Genomic DNA, 12,540 nt, shown 5'->3' with positions numbered 1-12,540 from the left:
GGAGAGCGACATGGCGAAAGTAATAGTGGTTACGTCAGGAAAGGGGGGCGTTGGAAAGACGACGTCGAGCGCCGCCCTTGGTGCAGCGCTCGCGCAGCGCAACGAAAAGACGGTCGTCGTGGATTTTGACGTCGGGCTGCGCAATCTCGATCTCGTCATGGGGGCCGAGCGAAGGGTCGTCTACGATCTGGTCAACGTCATCCAGGGCGACGCCAAGCTGTCGCAGGCGCTGATCCGGGACAAGCGCGTGGAGACGCTGCACCTGCTGCCGGCCTCGCAGACCCGCGACAAGGACAATCTCACGCCGTCGGGCGTGGAACGGGTGATCAACGAACTGAGGAAGTCGTTCGACTGGATCATATGCGACAGCCCCGCGGGCATCGAAAAAGGCGCCACGCTGGCAATGCGCCACGCCGACATCGCCGTGGTCGTGACCAATCCTGAAGTTTCGTCGGTCCGCGATTCCGATCGCATCATCGGTCTGCTCGACGCCAAGACAGCCAAGGCCGAGCGCGGCGAGCGCGTGGAGAAGCACCTGCTGCTCACCCGCTACGACCCCAATCGCGCCGAGCGCGGCGACATGCTCAAGGTCGACGACGTGCTCGAGATCCTGTCGATCCCGCTGCTGGGCATCATCCCGGAGAGCATGGACGTGCTGCGTGCTTCCAACATCGGCGCGCCGGTCACGCTCGCCGACAACCGCAGCGCGCCGGCCCTCGCCTATCTCGACGCGGCGCGCCGTCTGGCCGGCGAAACCGTGCCCATGAGCATCCCAGGTGAGAAGCGCGGCCTGTTCAGCAAGATATTCGGACGGAGGGCGGCATGAGTCTGTTCGGCTTCTTCAACAAGAAAACCTCGGCGCCTATGGCGCGCGAGCGCCTGCAGGTGCTGCTCGCGCACGAACGGTCGACGGTCGGCCATTCCGACCTCGTGGCGCAGCTGCGGGAGGAAATCCTCGCCGTCATCGCCAAGCACGTGCAGATTGATCGCGACAAGGTGAACGTGAAGATGGACCGCGGCGAAAAGGTCTCGACGCTGGAGGTCGACATAGAGATCCCGCTGAACGCGGGTGTAAAGGCGGCCTGACGCGGCCGCCCCCAACCGCGGCAATCCCCGCCGCCAGATTGAAGGAAAGGAGACAAGCATGACGCGCGTCGCACTTCTTGAACGCCTCAAGGAACTCCAGCAGATGCCGAAGTTCCAGAACCGCGACATCCGTACGATCAGCGCGATGATGTCCATCGAGGCTCTGGCCAAGCACGTGGAAGTCTGTGAGGCCGCCGCCGGCGCATCGAGCCGGGAGGCATCGAACGCCTGATCCTGCGGCCACAGGCGGTTGCCCTGTCCACGTCGCCGGCTTGGGGGACGGCCGGCCCAGCCGCTTCCAAATAGCGCCGCGTCATACGCGGCGCGGTAGTTGCTATCGCTGTGGGTCGCTCTCCAGCAGGATCGGCTTGCCATGCGGCGTCGCATGGGCCGCGCGCTGCCAGGCTGCCGCCAGATCGTCCACCTCGGCCGATTTCGCCACCCCTTTGCCGGCGAGAAGCGTTTCCAGCGCCCGCAGCCAGTGGTGGTAGTAATCGTGGCCGTCCGGCGCAGCGTCCGGTCTATGGACCTCGGCTGATAGCGCATCGGCCCATTCCGCCCAGGTGAAGATGCCGCGGTCAGCCAGCGCCACTGTCAGCGCGAACGCCTCAGCCTGCCATGGCTCCGAGAATACAGGTTCGTCCAGGTCCGGCCGGACGCCGGCAGCCGTCCCCAGGTCAGGCTGGTTCAAGATAGCTCTCCCAGGCGTCGATCGACACGGTGAGCGTCGGGTCGGCGCCCTCGCCCCAGATTTCCAGGCCGTCGAACACCACGGTGTAGACCCACTCAGGGTTCTCGCCCTTGCCGTGCGCATTGGTGTCCGGCAGCACGAAGCCCTCCCGCACGGCGTCGATGACGCCCAGCTTGCCCCGCGCGTATCGCGGCAGGCGCGTGTGGCCCGACGGATTGAAATTCTTCGCGCGCACCCGGTCGCCCGCCTTGAATCGCTGCGGCGATGGAACCGGCCGGTTGCAGGGCCCGCCGCGGGCCAGCACTGCCGGCACGTCGGCTGCCGCCAGCTTTCGCTTCGGCGTCGTGCCCGGCTCCAGCGCCTTGCCCCGGGTCAGTTCGTCGGGAGAGACAAATTCGTGCCGCTTCAGCAGCGTTTCGAGCGCCTTGATCCAGATTTCGTAGCAACTCGACGAATAGTAATCGGCAGGGTGGAGCGATTCCCGCGCGTGGCGGCTCTCATCGATGTTCCAATGGCCCATCGCGCCGGCAGTCAGCGTGACGCCGAGTGCGCGCTTTTCCCAATCGGAATGGAAGACCGGCTCGTTCCGCTCTGGCGCGACCGGGCCGAAACCCATCTGTCCGCCAAGATCCTGCGGCCCGTTCATGCCGCCTCCGGCAACTTCGCGACGGCGGTGCCGATCATCGAGTCGCGGCTGACCAGTTCCGCAAGGCGCTCCTCGCTCCAGCCCTCGGTCCCGGCCGGGCGCAAGGGAACGACGAGATAACGCAGCTCCGCCGTCGAATCCCAGACCCGAATCTTCGTCTCGCTCGGAAGACGCAGCCCGAATTCCTCAAGCACGCCGCGCGGCTCGATGACGGCCCGGCTGCGATAGGGCGGCGCCTTGTACCACACCGGCGGCAGGCCCAGCACCGACCACGGATAGCAGGAGCATAGTGTGCAAACGACCAGATTGTGCGTGTCGGTCGTGTTGAACACCGCCTGCATGTGCTCGCCCTGGCGGCCCGTGTAGCCGAGCGAGGCGATGGCCGCCGTCGCGTCACGCCTCAGCCAATCCTCGAAATCCTTGTCGACCCACGATCTGGCGACCACGCGCGCCCCGTTCCGTGGCCCCACCTTCGTCTCGTAGGTGTCGACGATGACGTCGATCGCCGCCGGATCGATCAGCCCCTTCCCGACAAGGATCGTTTCAAGGGCACGCACGCGCGCCGCCATGGGATCCAGGTCGTTGTCGTGATGATGATCGTGATCATGATCGTGCGGCATAAGGCAAATCTACGCCTGCCCCTCTCCCCGCACAAGCAGACCGCGCCGCTGGCCCAACGCTCAGCGGATCATCGGCCACAGCGTCGCCGCGAGCAGGATGCCCATCGCGATGTTGAACCATTTCAGCCGTACAGGATCGGAAAGGAAGCTGCGCATCGCCATGCCGAATCCCGCCCACGTCGAGACGCTCGGCAGGTTGACGGCGGCAAATGCCGTCGAAATCAGCAGGACGGAAAGAAACGGCCGCTCGGCATCCGTGTAGACGGCCATTGCGGTGATCGCCATCACCCAGGCCTTCGGGTTGACCCACTGAAAGGCGGCGGCCTCGATGAAGCGCATCGGCCGCGCATCGGCGTTGCCGCTCTCCGACATCGAGCGTGACATCGCTATTTTCCACGCGAGGTAGAGGAGATAGGCGCCGCCGACGATCTTCAAGGCCGTATGCAGCATCGGAAACGCCGTCAAAGCTGCGCCGAGCCCAAGTCCCACCGCCAGCAGCAGGACGAGAAAGCCGATGCCGATCCCCAGCATATGGGGGACGGTGCGGGCGAAGCCGAAATTCACGCCCGAGGCGAGCAGCATGAAGTTGTTCGGTCCCGGCGTGATGGACGTCACGAAAGCGTAAGCCAGCAGGGCAAGAAACGTGTCGGAAGCCATGGTCGTCCATATATGTCAGCTTTGCTGACATATATTTCACAACGCTCGATCGCTCGCTCGCGCCATGGGCGTTCAGGTGCTTATGCCAAGGATGGAGCCGACGATGGCGCGGACGTTGGCCAATACCTCGACCGGGGCGCGCTCGACGAAGCGGAAGCCCCGAAGGTCACGATGCACGCTGCGTATTTGGTCCACCAGGACCGCGCCACGGGTTTGCATTCCGGCGGGCAGGACAACCTTGGTAGGCCAAGGGGTCAAGTTCCGCGTGATAGGGCAAATGACTGACCTCTGATCACGTATATTGAAGGCGCGATCAGTCAGAACGATTGCCGGTCTGCGTCCGCCTTGCTCCGTACCAACAACCGGATCGAGGTCAGTCCACACAATGTCACCGGCCTCGAAGGATGTCATCGAGCGTGATCTCTCCCCTCGAGTACTCGTCGTCGATGATTTCCTCGCCGACGTCCGGTCCCCACTCGACGGTCTCAGGTGCGTTTTCCGGACCGAGGCGATCCATTTCTGAGATAATCCACTCGAGAGAGTACTTCTTCGGCCGGGCGGGTTCGATGATGCCCTTGCCGTCCTTTACCGTCAGCTCGACCGTCTGGCCTGGCTTGAGGCCGAGTTCGTCCAGCACCTCTTTCGGCAGCCGGATCGCGGAACTGTTGCCCCACTTCGAAATCTGGACCTGGGTCATGCCGGGCTCCCAATGTATATCCCACGTATATACATTGGGCGCGCCCGGACTTCAAACCACCGCTACATGCCCTGCGGACCGCGATTCATCGCGGCAACGCCGGTGCGGCAGATCTCGGTCAGGCCCAGAGGCTTCATGATGGCGATGAACTGGTCGATCTTCGAATCCTTGCCGGTGATCTCGAAGATGAAGTGCTCGGTGTTGGCGTCGATCACCTTGGCGCGAAATGCGTCCGCCAGGCGGAGCGCCTCGACGCGAGCCTCGCCCGTGCCGGTCACCTTGACCAGCGCCAGCTCGCGCGACAGGGGCCCACCCTCGCCCAGTTCGTCGGCGCGCACCGTCAGGTCGACCACGCGGTGGACGGGGACCAGCCGCTCGAGCTGATGCTTGATCTGCTCCAGTACGTGAGCTGTCCCGCTGGTGACGATGGTGATGCGGGAGAGATGCTTCTCGTGCTCGGTTTCGGAAACCGTGAGGCTTTCGATGTTGTAGCCGCGGCCCGAGAAAAGGCCGATGACCCGGGCAAGCACGCCCGGCTCGTTGTCGACCAGCACGGAAAGCGTGTGCCTCTCCGGCTTCTGGGTCTCCTTGGCGATGAAGTAAGCGGAGCCGGTGGGTTGTAGATGGGCGTTCATGATGTCTCTTTTGCCTCTGGGGATCTACGTCATGCTCGACAAGGCGCGGTTTCGTCCTGCGCGCGTCTCAAACGCGCGGACTACACCAGCTCCCTGCCCTTGGCGTCGATCGCGTTTGCCACCGCCTCGTCAGTCGCCTCGTCGGGCAGAAGCATCTCGTTGTGCGCCTTGCCCGAAGGGATCATCGGGAAGCAGTTGGCGAGGTTCGCCACGCGGCAGTCGAACAGCACCGGCTTCTTGACGTCGATCATCTCCCTGATCGCGTCATCGAGATCTCCGGGCTTCTCGCAGCGGATGCCGTGGCCGCCATAGGCCTCGGCAAGCTTGACGAAATCCGGCATCGCTTCCGTGTAGGAGTGGGACAGCCGGTTGCCGTGCAGCAGTTGCTGCCACTGGCGCACCATGCCCATGTACTGGTTGTTCAGGATGAAGATCTTGATCGGCGCCTCGTATTGCACCGCCGCGCTCATCTCCTGCATCGTCATCTGCACGGAGGCGTCGCCGGCGATGTCGATGACCAGCGCGTCCGGATGGGCGATCTGCACGCCCAGCGCCGCCGGCAGGCCATAGCCCATCGTGCCGAGGCCGCCGCTGGTCATCCAGCGGTTGGGCTTCTCGAAATGATAGTGCTGCGCGGCCCACATCTGGTGCTGGCCGACCTCGGTGGTGATGTAGGTGTCGCGGTCCTTAGTCAGTTCGTAGAGCCGTTGGATCGCGTATTGCGGCATGATGAAGTCGTTGCTGTTCTTGTAGGCGAGCGAGTCGCGCGCCCGCCACTTCTCGATCTGCTCCCACCAGGGATAGAGCGTCTTCTTGTCGTGCTTCGGCCCGGCCCGCCACAGCCGCACGATATCCTCCAGCACTCGACCGACGTCGCCGAGGATGCCGATGTCGGCATGCACGTTCTTGTTGATCGAGGACGGATCGATGTCGATGTGGATCTTCTTCGAATTCGGCGAGAAGGCGTTGAGGCGACCGGTGATGCGGTCGTCGAAGCGCGCGCCGATGCACACCATCACGTCGCAGTCGTGCATGGCCATGTTGGCCTCGTAGGTGCCGTGCATGCCGAGCATGCCGACCCAGTTCTTGCCGCTCGCGGGATAGGCACCGAGTCCCATCAGAGTCGAGGTGATCGGGAAGCCGGTGAGATCGACCAATTCGCGCAGCAGGTGGCTGGCTTCCGCGCCGGAATTGATGACGCCACCGCCTGTATAGAGGATCGGCCGCTTGGCGCCCGCCATCAGCGCCACCGCCGCTCTGATCTTCTCCAGGTCACCCTGAACCTTGGGCTGGTAGCTCGTGCGCGGCGCCGTCTCGGGCGACACATAGTGCCCCCTGGCGAACTGCACGTCCTTCGGAATGTCAACGACGACCGGCCCCGGCCGTCCCGTCGTCGCGACATGGAAAGCCTGATGGAGGGTCGCGGCCAGTTCGTTGACGTCCCTCACCAGCCAGTTGTGCTTGGTGCAGGGTCGCGTGATGCCAATCGTGTCGCACTCCTGGAAGGCGTCGGATCCGATCAGCGTCGTCGGCACCTGGCCGGTGATGCAGACCAGCGGGATCGAATCCATCAATGCATCCTGCAGCGCCGTGACGGCGTTCGTGGCGCCGGGTCCGGAGGTAACCAGGAGGACGCCCGCCTTGCCCGTCGAACGCGCATAGCCTTCTGCGGCATGACCCGCTCCCTGCTCATGGCGGACGAGGATGTGCTGGATGTCGTCCTGCTGGAAGAGTTCGTCGTAGATCGGCAGAACCGCGCCGCCCGGATATCCGAAAAGATGCTTGACCCCGTTGTCCTTCAGCGCCTGGACAACCATTTCGGCGCCCGTCATTTCGTTGGGCTCGTGCTGTGCTTCGGTCATCGCTTCAATTCCGTCTTTCGGGCCGTCTCGGCGGTTTCGCTGATCGTCTAATCTGAAAAAAGCCAACAAAAAAGGCCCCCGAGGGAGCCTGTGTCTTAGCGCATGGGTGGTTCTGCCCGGCGGTTACACCGCCTTGCCCATGCGCCTTCCTACTACGAGAATGAGGGTCTGCTTCATGGGCGCGGACATTAGTGTCAGCATGACGCAGCTGTCAACGGCCTTCCACGCAGTTTTGTCCGGAACGCGGCATGGGGTAGTAACGCCCGCGCCCAAACATGGTAACGGGCTGCAACCAGTTCGCGTCGAACGGCGCACGGCAGACATCGGAGATCCATCTTGGCCAAAGCCATTCACAGCATGATCCGCGTACTCGACGAACAGCGATCGGTCTCGTTTTATCGCAATGCGTTTGCCCTGGAGATCGCCGACAGGCTCGACTTCGAGACATTCACGCTGGTCTATCTGAGCAATCGTGAGAGCGATTTCGAGCTCGAGCTGACGATCAACAAGGGTCGCACCGAGCCTTATGCGCTGGGCGACGGCTACGGCCACCTGGCGGTGAGCGTCGACGACCTCGATGCCGAGCACGCCCGCTTCCAGAGCGCAGGCTTCAATCCGAAAAAGATCGTCGAATTCAATCGAGACGGCATCCTGCTCGCCCGCTTCTTCTTCGTGGAAGACCCCGACGGCTACAAGATCGAGGTCCTGCAGCGGCACGGGCGCTTCAAATAGCGCTCGCGGAAATATAGCGCAGGCTGGCCGCACCTCGGCAGACTTGGTCCTACTATCCGGCTTGCGAAACGCTTCGGCGTCTCCGCTTGCGTTTGATTTCGGCCACGCGGTCCGCATCCGCCGCGCCCAGGTGACGGCCGCGTTCGAGCAGTTCGAGCGTGTATTCCTCGTAGGTCAGGCCGACCGCCTCCGCCTTCGCCAGCCGGAACAACGCGATGTCGCGAGACTTTGGCTTCCAGGCCGCAGTGTGCGCGCGCTTCCAGTGGAGGAAACGGTGCGGGTCGCCGCCTTTCCACGGCGGCCCCGCGTAGTCGTCGAGCGGCGGGCCGCCGTTGTCGCCCATGCGCCTGCGCCTTGCCATGCTTAACGCCTCATCACCGCAACGAGATAGACCGCCGGCGCGGGTCCCGGCGTGTGGAACGTGCAGTCCGAGGGCGGCCCGAGCTCCAGGCAGTCGCCCGGCTGGAGTTCGTGCGTGAAGCCGCCTTCGATAAAGTCGAGCCTGCCCTCCATCAGCCAGATCATCTGGCGGATGAAGACGTAGGACGAAGCCGGCAAGTGCACCGACTGCCCGGGCGGCATCTCCACCCTGATCAGTTCCAGCGGGCCGTCCGAAGGCGGCGAGACGTGCCGGCGCACGTAGCCTGTCGCAGGATCGCGCCAGGACATCTGCTCGGCCGCGCGCAACAACCGTCCATGCTGCACCTCGGCGCGCGCGATGAGTGCTGAAAGCGTGAGGTCGAACGCAGAGGCGATCCGCACCAGAAGCGCGGCCGTCGGGCTCGTGTCGCCGCGCTCGATCGCGCTCAGCATGGCCTTCGACACGCCGGAGCGTTCCGCAAGTTCGGCCAGCGACCATTCGCGCGCCGTCCGCTCCGCCCGGATGCGGCGGGAAATGCCAGCGGATGTATCGTCTTCCATATCAGCCATGTGTCCAATATATCGGCCGTTCTTTGATTCGCAAGTGGATCACTCATTTGGCAAATGGGAGGGCTTGAAACCGCGGGCGGTTTCGGCCGAACATGCCCCCGGAGGCCGTTCGACAATGTGCGCAAACGTTGTCGTGACGCGAGATTTGGCAGGAAGTCGTCTCAGGGAGGAGGCACGCAATGCTCGACAAGGCGCCCAACAAGAAGCTTTCCGATCTCCTCGACAGGTTGGGCGCCGCCCTGACGGCAGGCGAGATCGACAAGGCGGTCGAGTGCTTCGAGGACGACTGCTACTGGCGCGACCTCGTCGCCTTCACCTGGAACATCAAGACCCTTGAAGGCCGCGACCAGGTCCGCGACATGCTGAAGAGCCAGCTTGGCCGGACAAAACCTTCCGGCTGGGCGATCTCCGCGCAGGAGGACGCCACCGAAGCGGACGGCGTGCTCGAGGGGTGGTTCACCTTCGAGACCGAGGTCGCCCGCTGCCGCGGCCATATCCGAGCGCGCAGCGGGCGCATCTGGACCCTGCTGACCGCGATGGACGAGCTAAAGGGGCACGAGGAGCCGTCCGGCGTGCGCCGGCCAAACGGCCACCCCAAGCCACAGGGCAACGGACGCTCGGGCAAGCCGTGGACGCAAAGGCGTGATGAGGAAGCCGCCGAGCTCGGCCATTCCCGCCAGCCCTACGTGGTCATCATCGGCGGCGGTCAGGGCGCGTTGGGTCTCGGCGCACGGCTCCGGCAGCTCGACGTGCCGACCATCATCGTCGAGAAGAACCCACGCCCCGGCGACAGCTGGCGGGTGCGCTACAAGTCGCTCTGCCTGCACGACCCGGTCTGGTACGACCATATGCCCTACATCCCCTTCCCGCCCAACTGGCCGGTCTATTCGCCGAAGGACAAGATCGGCGACTGGCTGGAGATGTACGCCAAGGTGATGGAGCTCAACTTCTGGGGCTCGACGCTCTGCAAGAGCGCGAAATACGACGAGAAGGCCCAGGAATGGACCGTCGTCGTCGAGCGCGAAGGCAAGGAGATCGTCCTGCGGCCGAAGCATCTCGTCTTCGCCACCGGACAGGCGAGCCGCGCCGTCGTCCCCAACTTCCCCGGACGCGATACCTTCAAGGGCGAGCAGCAGCACTCCTCGCAGCACCCCGGCCCGGACGGCTATGTCGACAAGAAGACGGTGGTGATCGGCTCCAACACCTCCGCCCACGACATCTGCGGGGCGCTGGCCGAACTTGGCGCGGACGTCACAATGGTCCAGCGCTCGCCGACGCTCGTTGTCGGCATCGAGCCGCTGCACGAGATCGCCACCGGTGTCCTCTATTCAGAAAAGGCCGTCGCGGCCGGCATCGACGTCGAGAAGGCCGACTACATGGGGGCCAGCATGCCATACAAGCTGATGGGCGCCGCCCAGAAGCCGCTCTACGCCAAGATGCGCGAGCAGGATGCCGACTTCTACGAGAAGCTGACCGGCGCCGGCTTCGTCATCGACTGGGGCGACGACGAGTCCGGTCTCTTCATGAAATACATGCGCCGCGGCTCCGGCTACTATATCGACATCGGCGCCAGCCAGATGATCATCGACGGCAAGATCAAGCATGCCTACGGCCAGGTCGAGCAGTTGACCGAGAACGGGGTCGTGCTGGCGGACGGCAAGGAGATCCCTGCCGATCTGGTCGTCTACGCGACAGGCTTCTCCTCCATGAACGGATGGGTCGCCGACCTCGTCGACCAAGAGACCGCCGACAAGGTCGGCAGGGTCTGGGGCCTCGGCTCGGGCACCACCAACGACCCCGGCCCATGGGAGGGCGAACCACGCAACATGTGGAAGCCGACGCAACAGGAGGCGCTCTGGTTCCACGGCGGCAACCTGCATCAGTCGCGCCACAATTCGCTGTTCCTCGCCTTGCAGCTCAAGGCGCGGCTCGAGGGCATCCCGACGCCCGTCTACGGACTGCAGGATGTCCATCACAAAAAATAGCATCCGGCCGAGGTGCGAGGGGCGGAAGAATACGGAGACTTGGAGCGTTTCCGTTAATTGCCGCTCAACCACGCGGTCACACGCGACTTTAACCGGACCCTGCTAGCCTTCGACCGATTTGCTACGAGGGCTTGGCGGACCATGTTCACGGATCGCGGAACAGGCGAGACGACTTCACAAGAACGGCGTGATCTGGATCAGCCCGACCGCCGGGTGCTGGGCCACGTCGTCCAATGCGACGGCTCGCGCGCCGTCATCAGCGCCCTTATCGACCCCGACAACAACGATGGCGACAGCCCGACGAGTTACTGGACTGTCGGCAAGATGATCTCCATCAACCTGGAGCAGACGCGCACCGTCGGCATCGTCTACGATGTCAGCAAGGCCGACCGCCTGTGGGAGGGCAGTTCGCACAAGGCGATCGAAATCTCGGTGGAGTTGGTCGGCGAGGTCAAGGACCATCCCGAAACCCGCAAGCCGATGTTCGACCGCGGCATCACGGTCTATCCCCATATTGGCGCGATCTCTCACCGCATCCGCGCCCGCGACCTCGCCGCCATCTACGACCTGGGTGGCCGCTCCGGCGTCACCATCGGCACTCTCGCACAGGATGAGGCCATCGACGCGAACATCGCCATCGACGACACGCTGAGCCGCCACTTCGCCGTCGTCGGCACCACCGGCGTCGGCAAATCCACCGCGGTCTCCTTGCTGATGCGCAAGGCCGTCGAGGCGCGACCCGACCTGCGCATCCTGGTGATGGATCCGCACAACGAATTCGCGGCGGCTTTGCCCGAGCTCGCCGTTCGTATCGACACCAATACGCTCGACCTCCCCTTCTGGCTGTTCCGGCTCGAGGAGTTCGCCGAGGTTCTGTTCCGCGGACGTGAGATCGAGACGGACGAGGTCGACCTGCTGCGCGACTTCATCCCGCAGGCCAAGCACCTGTTCCGCAGTCCCGGCGGCGGCGCCTACATCCGACGCACCGCCGACGCGCTCACCGCCGACACGCCGGTTCCCTACCGGATCGCCGACCTTTTGAAGTTCATCGACGACCGCATGGGGCAGCTCGACGCCAAGGAGGACCGCCCGGCGCTGAAGGCGCTGCGCACGCGCATCGAGGCGGCGGTCAACGATCCGCGCTATCGCTTCATGTTCAACTCGCGGATGATCGACGACAACATCCACCGGGCGATCGGCCACATCTTCCGTGTGCCGCACGAAGGCAAGCCGATCACCTGCTTCGAGATGGCGGGCCTGCCTTCGGAAGTGGTCAACGCAGTCTGTTCGGTCCTCGCCCGCATGGCCTTTGACCTGGCGCTCTACAGCGACGGCAAGTTGAAGCTGCTGCTGATGTGCGAGGAGGCGCACCGCTACCTGCCCTCGGATTCCCGTCTCGGATTCGCGCCGACCCGGCACGCGCTCTCGCGCATCGCCAAGGAAGGCCGCAAGTACGGCTGCTATCTCGGCGTGGTTACCCAGCGTCCGGGCGAGCTTGACCCGACCATCCTCTCGCAGTGCTCCACCGTCTTCACCATGCGGCTGGCCAACGAGATCGACCAGGCCATCATCAAGTCGGCGATCTCGGACTCATCGGCGTCCACCCTGTCGTTCCTGTCCTCCATGGGCCAGCGCGAGGCGATCGTGTTCGGCGAGGGCGTCGCTACGACGATGCGCATGAAGTTCGAGCGCCTCGACCTGTCCCGCATTCCCGGACGAGGCAAGGCGCAGGAGCGCCACGGGCGCGGCGCCGACGACCGCGACGTCGACCTTGTCGAGATCGTCGATCGGCTGCGCAACGTCCCCAAGCCCCAACCACAGGGGGGCCTTTCGGGGGCGGCCGTTGCCCCGTTGAAACAGGCGGGTGAAAGCGACTTCCGCCGCCCGACCCCGACCCTCGGCGAGACGACTTCCGGTCCTGCGCTGAGCGGCGGGCGCTTCGGCAACCGGCTGAGGCAGGACTGACGGTTCCCTTTGCAGGGGCTGGCCACCGGCCGCG

At 64.3% G+C, this 12,540-nt stretch carries 16 protein-coding genes; 6 read left to right on the top strand and 10 right to left on the bottom strand.

Annotated elements, in window-relative coordinates; genetic code table 11:
* Window positions 1–10 precede the first annotated feature (10 nt).
* The 3 genes from minD to PD284_RS11895 are packed head-to-tail and all read left to right on the top strand — an operon-like array spanning window position 11 to window position 1,318.
* Window positions 11–826 (top strand): septum site-determining protein MinD, encoded by an 816-nt coding sequence (gene minD, locus PD284_RS11905; protein WP_274628409.1) that lies wholly within the window; start codon window positions 11–13, stop codon window positions 824–826.
* Window positions 823–1,086, top strand: coding sequence for a cell division topological specificity factor MinE (gene minE, locus PD284_RS11900; protein ID WP_274628408.1), 264 nt, complete (start codon window positions 823–825; stop codon window positions 1,084–1,086). The genes minD and minE overlap by 4 nt, the downstream gene beginning before the upstream one ends.
* Window positions 1,087–1,144: 58 nt before the next feature.
* Window positions 1,145–1,318: a hypothetical protein gene (locus PD284_RS11895; protein WP_274628407.1), complete on the top strand. Its 174-nt coding sequence runs from the start codon at window positions 1,145–1,147 to the stop codon at window positions 1,316–1,318.
* Between the two features lie 102 nt (window positions 1,319–1,420).
* Here PD284_RS11895 and PD284_RS11890 read toward each other — a convergent pair whose 3' ends face one another.
* The 8 genes from PD284_RS11890 to PD284_RS11855 all read right to left on the bottom strand — a co-directional run bounded on the left by PD284_RS11890 (window position 1,421) and on the right by PD284_RS11855 (window position 6,894).
* On the bottom strand, window positions 1,421–1,777 hold the full coding sequence (locus tag PD284_RS11890) for a nitrile hydratase accessory protein (RefSeq protein ID WP_274628406.1): 357 nt from the start codon (window positions 1,775–1,777) through the stop codon (window positions 1,421–1,423).
* Window positions 1,764–2,423: a nitrile hydratase subunit beta gene (nthB, locus tag PD284_RS11885; protein WP_274628405.1), complete on the bottom strand. Its 660-nt coding sequence runs from the start codon at window positions 2,421–2,423 to the stop codon at window positions 1,764–1,766. The genes PD284_RS11890 and nthB overlap by 14 nt, the downstream gene beginning before the upstream one ends.
* Window positions 2,420–3,043, bottom strand: coding sequence for a nitrile hydratase subunit alpha (gene nthA / locus PD284_RS11880; protein ID WP_274628404.1), 624 nt, complete (start codon window positions 3,041–3,043; stop codon window positions 2,420–2,422). Before nthA ends, nthB begins: the two co-directional genes overlap by 4 nt.
* Window positions 3,044–3,103: 60 nt before the next feature.
* Window positions 3,104–3,700, bottom strand: a complete 597-nt coding sequence (locus tag PD284_RS11875; protein WP_274628403.1) for a LysE family translocator — start codon at window positions 3,698–3,700, stop codon at window positions 3,104–3,106.
* A gap of 72 nt (window positions 3,701–3,772) precedes the next feature.
* Entirely contained in the window at window positions 3,773–4,111 is a 339-nt protein-coding gene (locus PD284_RS11870; protein WP_274628402.1) for a type II toxin-antitoxin system PemK/MazF family toxin, read from the bottom strand.
* Entirely contained in the window at window positions 4,089–4,397 is a 309-nt protein-coding gene (locus tag PD284_RS11865) for an AbrB/MazE/SpoVT family DNA-binding domain-containing protein (protein ID WP_274628401.1), read from the bottom strand. The genes PD284_RS11870 and PD284_RS11865 overlap by 23 nt, the downstream gene beginning before the upstream one ends.
* A 62-nt stretch (window positions 4,398–4,459) precedes the next feature.
* Window positions 4,460–5,032, bottom strand: coding sequence for an acetolactate synthase small subunit (ilvN, locus tag PD284_RS11860; protein WP_274628400.1), 573 nt, complete (start codon window positions 5,030–5,032; stop codon window positions 4,460–4,462).
* Window positions 5,033–5,112: 80 nt separating this feature from the next.
* Window positions 5,113–6,894, bottom strand: coding sequence for an acetolactate synthase 3 large subunit (locus tag PD284_RS11855; protein WP_274628399.1), 1,782 nt, complete (start codon window positions 6,892–6,894; stop codon window positions 5,113–5,115).
* 336 nt (window positions 6,895–7,230) lie between these two features.
* Between PD284_RS11855 and PD284_RS11850 the strand changes: the two genes are divergently transcribed.
* On the top strand, window positions 7,231–7,626 hold the full coding sequence (locus tag PD284_RS11850) for a VOC family protein (protein WP_274628398.1): 396 nt from the start codon (window positions 7,231–7,233) through the stop codon (window positions 7,624–7,626).
* A 52-nt stretch (window positions 7,627–7,678) separates the two neighbouring features.
* Here the strand turns inward: PD284_RS11850 and PD284_RS11845 are convergent, their stop codons facing one another.
* Both PD284_RS11845 and PD284_RS11840 read right to left on the bottom strand, forming a co-directional pair.
* Entirely contained in the window at window positions 7,679–7,969 is a 291-nt protein-coding gene (locus PD284_RS11845; RefSeq protein ID WP_338036648.1) for a hypothetical protein, read from the bottom strand.
* Between the two features lie 20 nt (window positions 7,970–7,989).
* Window positions 7,990–8,556 carry a helix-turn-helix domain-containing protein gene (locus PD284_RS11840; RefSeq protein ID WP_274628396.1) on the bottom strand — a complete coding sequence of 189 codons (567 nt, stop codon included), beginning with the start codon at window positions 8,554–8,556 and terminating at the stop codon, window positions 7,990–7,992.
* A 179-nt stretch (window positions 8,557–8,735) separates the two neighbouring features.
* On the opposite strand from PD284_RS11840, the gene PD284_RS11835 reads away from it, so the two are divergent.
* Complete coding sequence (locus tag PD284_RS11835; protein ID WP_274628395.1) at window positions 8,736–10,541, top strand: NAD(P)/FAD-dependent oxidoreductase; 1,806 nt, start codon at window positions 8,736–8,738, stop codon at window positions 10,539–10,541.
* A 141-nt stretch (window positions 10,542–10,682) separates the two neighbouring features.
* Window positions 10,683–12,506, top strand: coding sequence for an ATP-binding protein (locus tag PD284_RS11830; protein WP_274628394.1), 1,824 nt, complete (start codon window positions 10,683–10,685; stop codon window positions 12,504–12,506).
* Window positions 12,507–12,540: the final 34 nt, after the last annotated feature.

The organism is Mesorhizobium shangrilense, assembly GCF_028826155.1.
Taxonomy (GTDB): Bacteria; Pseudomonadota; Alphaproteobacteria; order Rhizobiales; family Rhizobiaceae; genus Arvimicrobium; species Arvimicrobium flavum.
The sequence above is the reverse complement of the archived record's forward strand: the minus strand, read 5'-3'. Positions and strand labels throughout refer to the sequence as shown.

Excerpts from the sequence above, each read along its gene's own strand:
- PD284_RS11830 (WP_274628394.1), top strand. The coding sequence starts at position 10,683 with ATGTTCACGGATCGCGGAACAGGCGAGACGACTTCACAAGAACGGCGT.
- PD284_RS11835 (WP_274628395.1), top strand. The coding sequence starts at position 8,736 with ATGCTCGACAAGGCGCCCAACAAGAAGCTTTCCGATCTCCTCGACAGG.
- PD284_RS11865 (WP_274628401.1), bottom strand. The coding sequence starts at position 4,397 with ATGACCCAGGTCCAGATTTCGAAGTGGGGCAACAGTTCCGCGATCCGG.
- minD (WP_274628409.1), top strand. The coding sequence starts at position 11 with ATGGCGAAAGTAATAGTGGTTACGTCAGGAAAGGGGGGCGTTGGAAAG.
- PD284_RS11840 (WP_274628396.1), bottom strand. The coding sequence starts at position 8,556 with ATGGCTGATATGGAAGACGATACATCCGCTGGCATTTCCCGCCGCATC.
- PD284_RS11870 (WP_274628402.1), bottom strand. The coding sequence starts at position 4,111 with ATGACATCCTTCGAGGCCGGTGACATTGTGTGGACTGACCTCGATCCG.
- nthB (WP_274628405.1), bottom strand. The coding sequence starts at position 2,423 with ATGAACGGGCCGCAGGATCTTGGCGGACAGATGGGTTTCGGCCCGGTC.
- PD284_RS11845 (WP_338036648.1), bottom strand. The coding sequence starts at position 7,969 with ATGGGCGACAACGGCGGCCCGCCGCTCGACGACTACGCGGGGCCGCCG.
- PD284_RS11855 (WP_274628399.1), bottom strand. The coding sequence starts at position 6,894 with ATGACCGAAGCACAGCACGAGCCCAACGAAATGACGGGCGCCGAAATG.
- PD284_RS11875 (WP_274628403.1), bottom strand. The coding sequence starts at position 3,700 with ATGGCTTCCGACACGTTTCTTGCCCTGCTGGCTTACGCTTTCGTGACG.
- nthA (WP_274628404.1), bottom strand. The coding sequence starts at position 3,043 with ATGCCGCACGATCATGATCACGATCATCATCACGACAACGACCTGGAT.
- ilvN (WP_274628400.1), bottom strand. The coding sequence starts at position 5,032 with ATGAACGCCCATCTACAACCCACCGGCTCCGCTTACTTCATCGCCAAG.
- minE (WP_274628408.1), top strand. The coding sequence starts at position 823 with ATGAGTCTGTTCGGCTTCTTCAACAAGAAAACCTCGGCGCCTATGGCG.
- PD284_RS11895 (WP_274628407.1), top strand. The coding sequence starts at position 1,145 with ATGACGCGCGTCGCACTTCTTGAACGCCTCAAGGAACTCCAGCAGATG.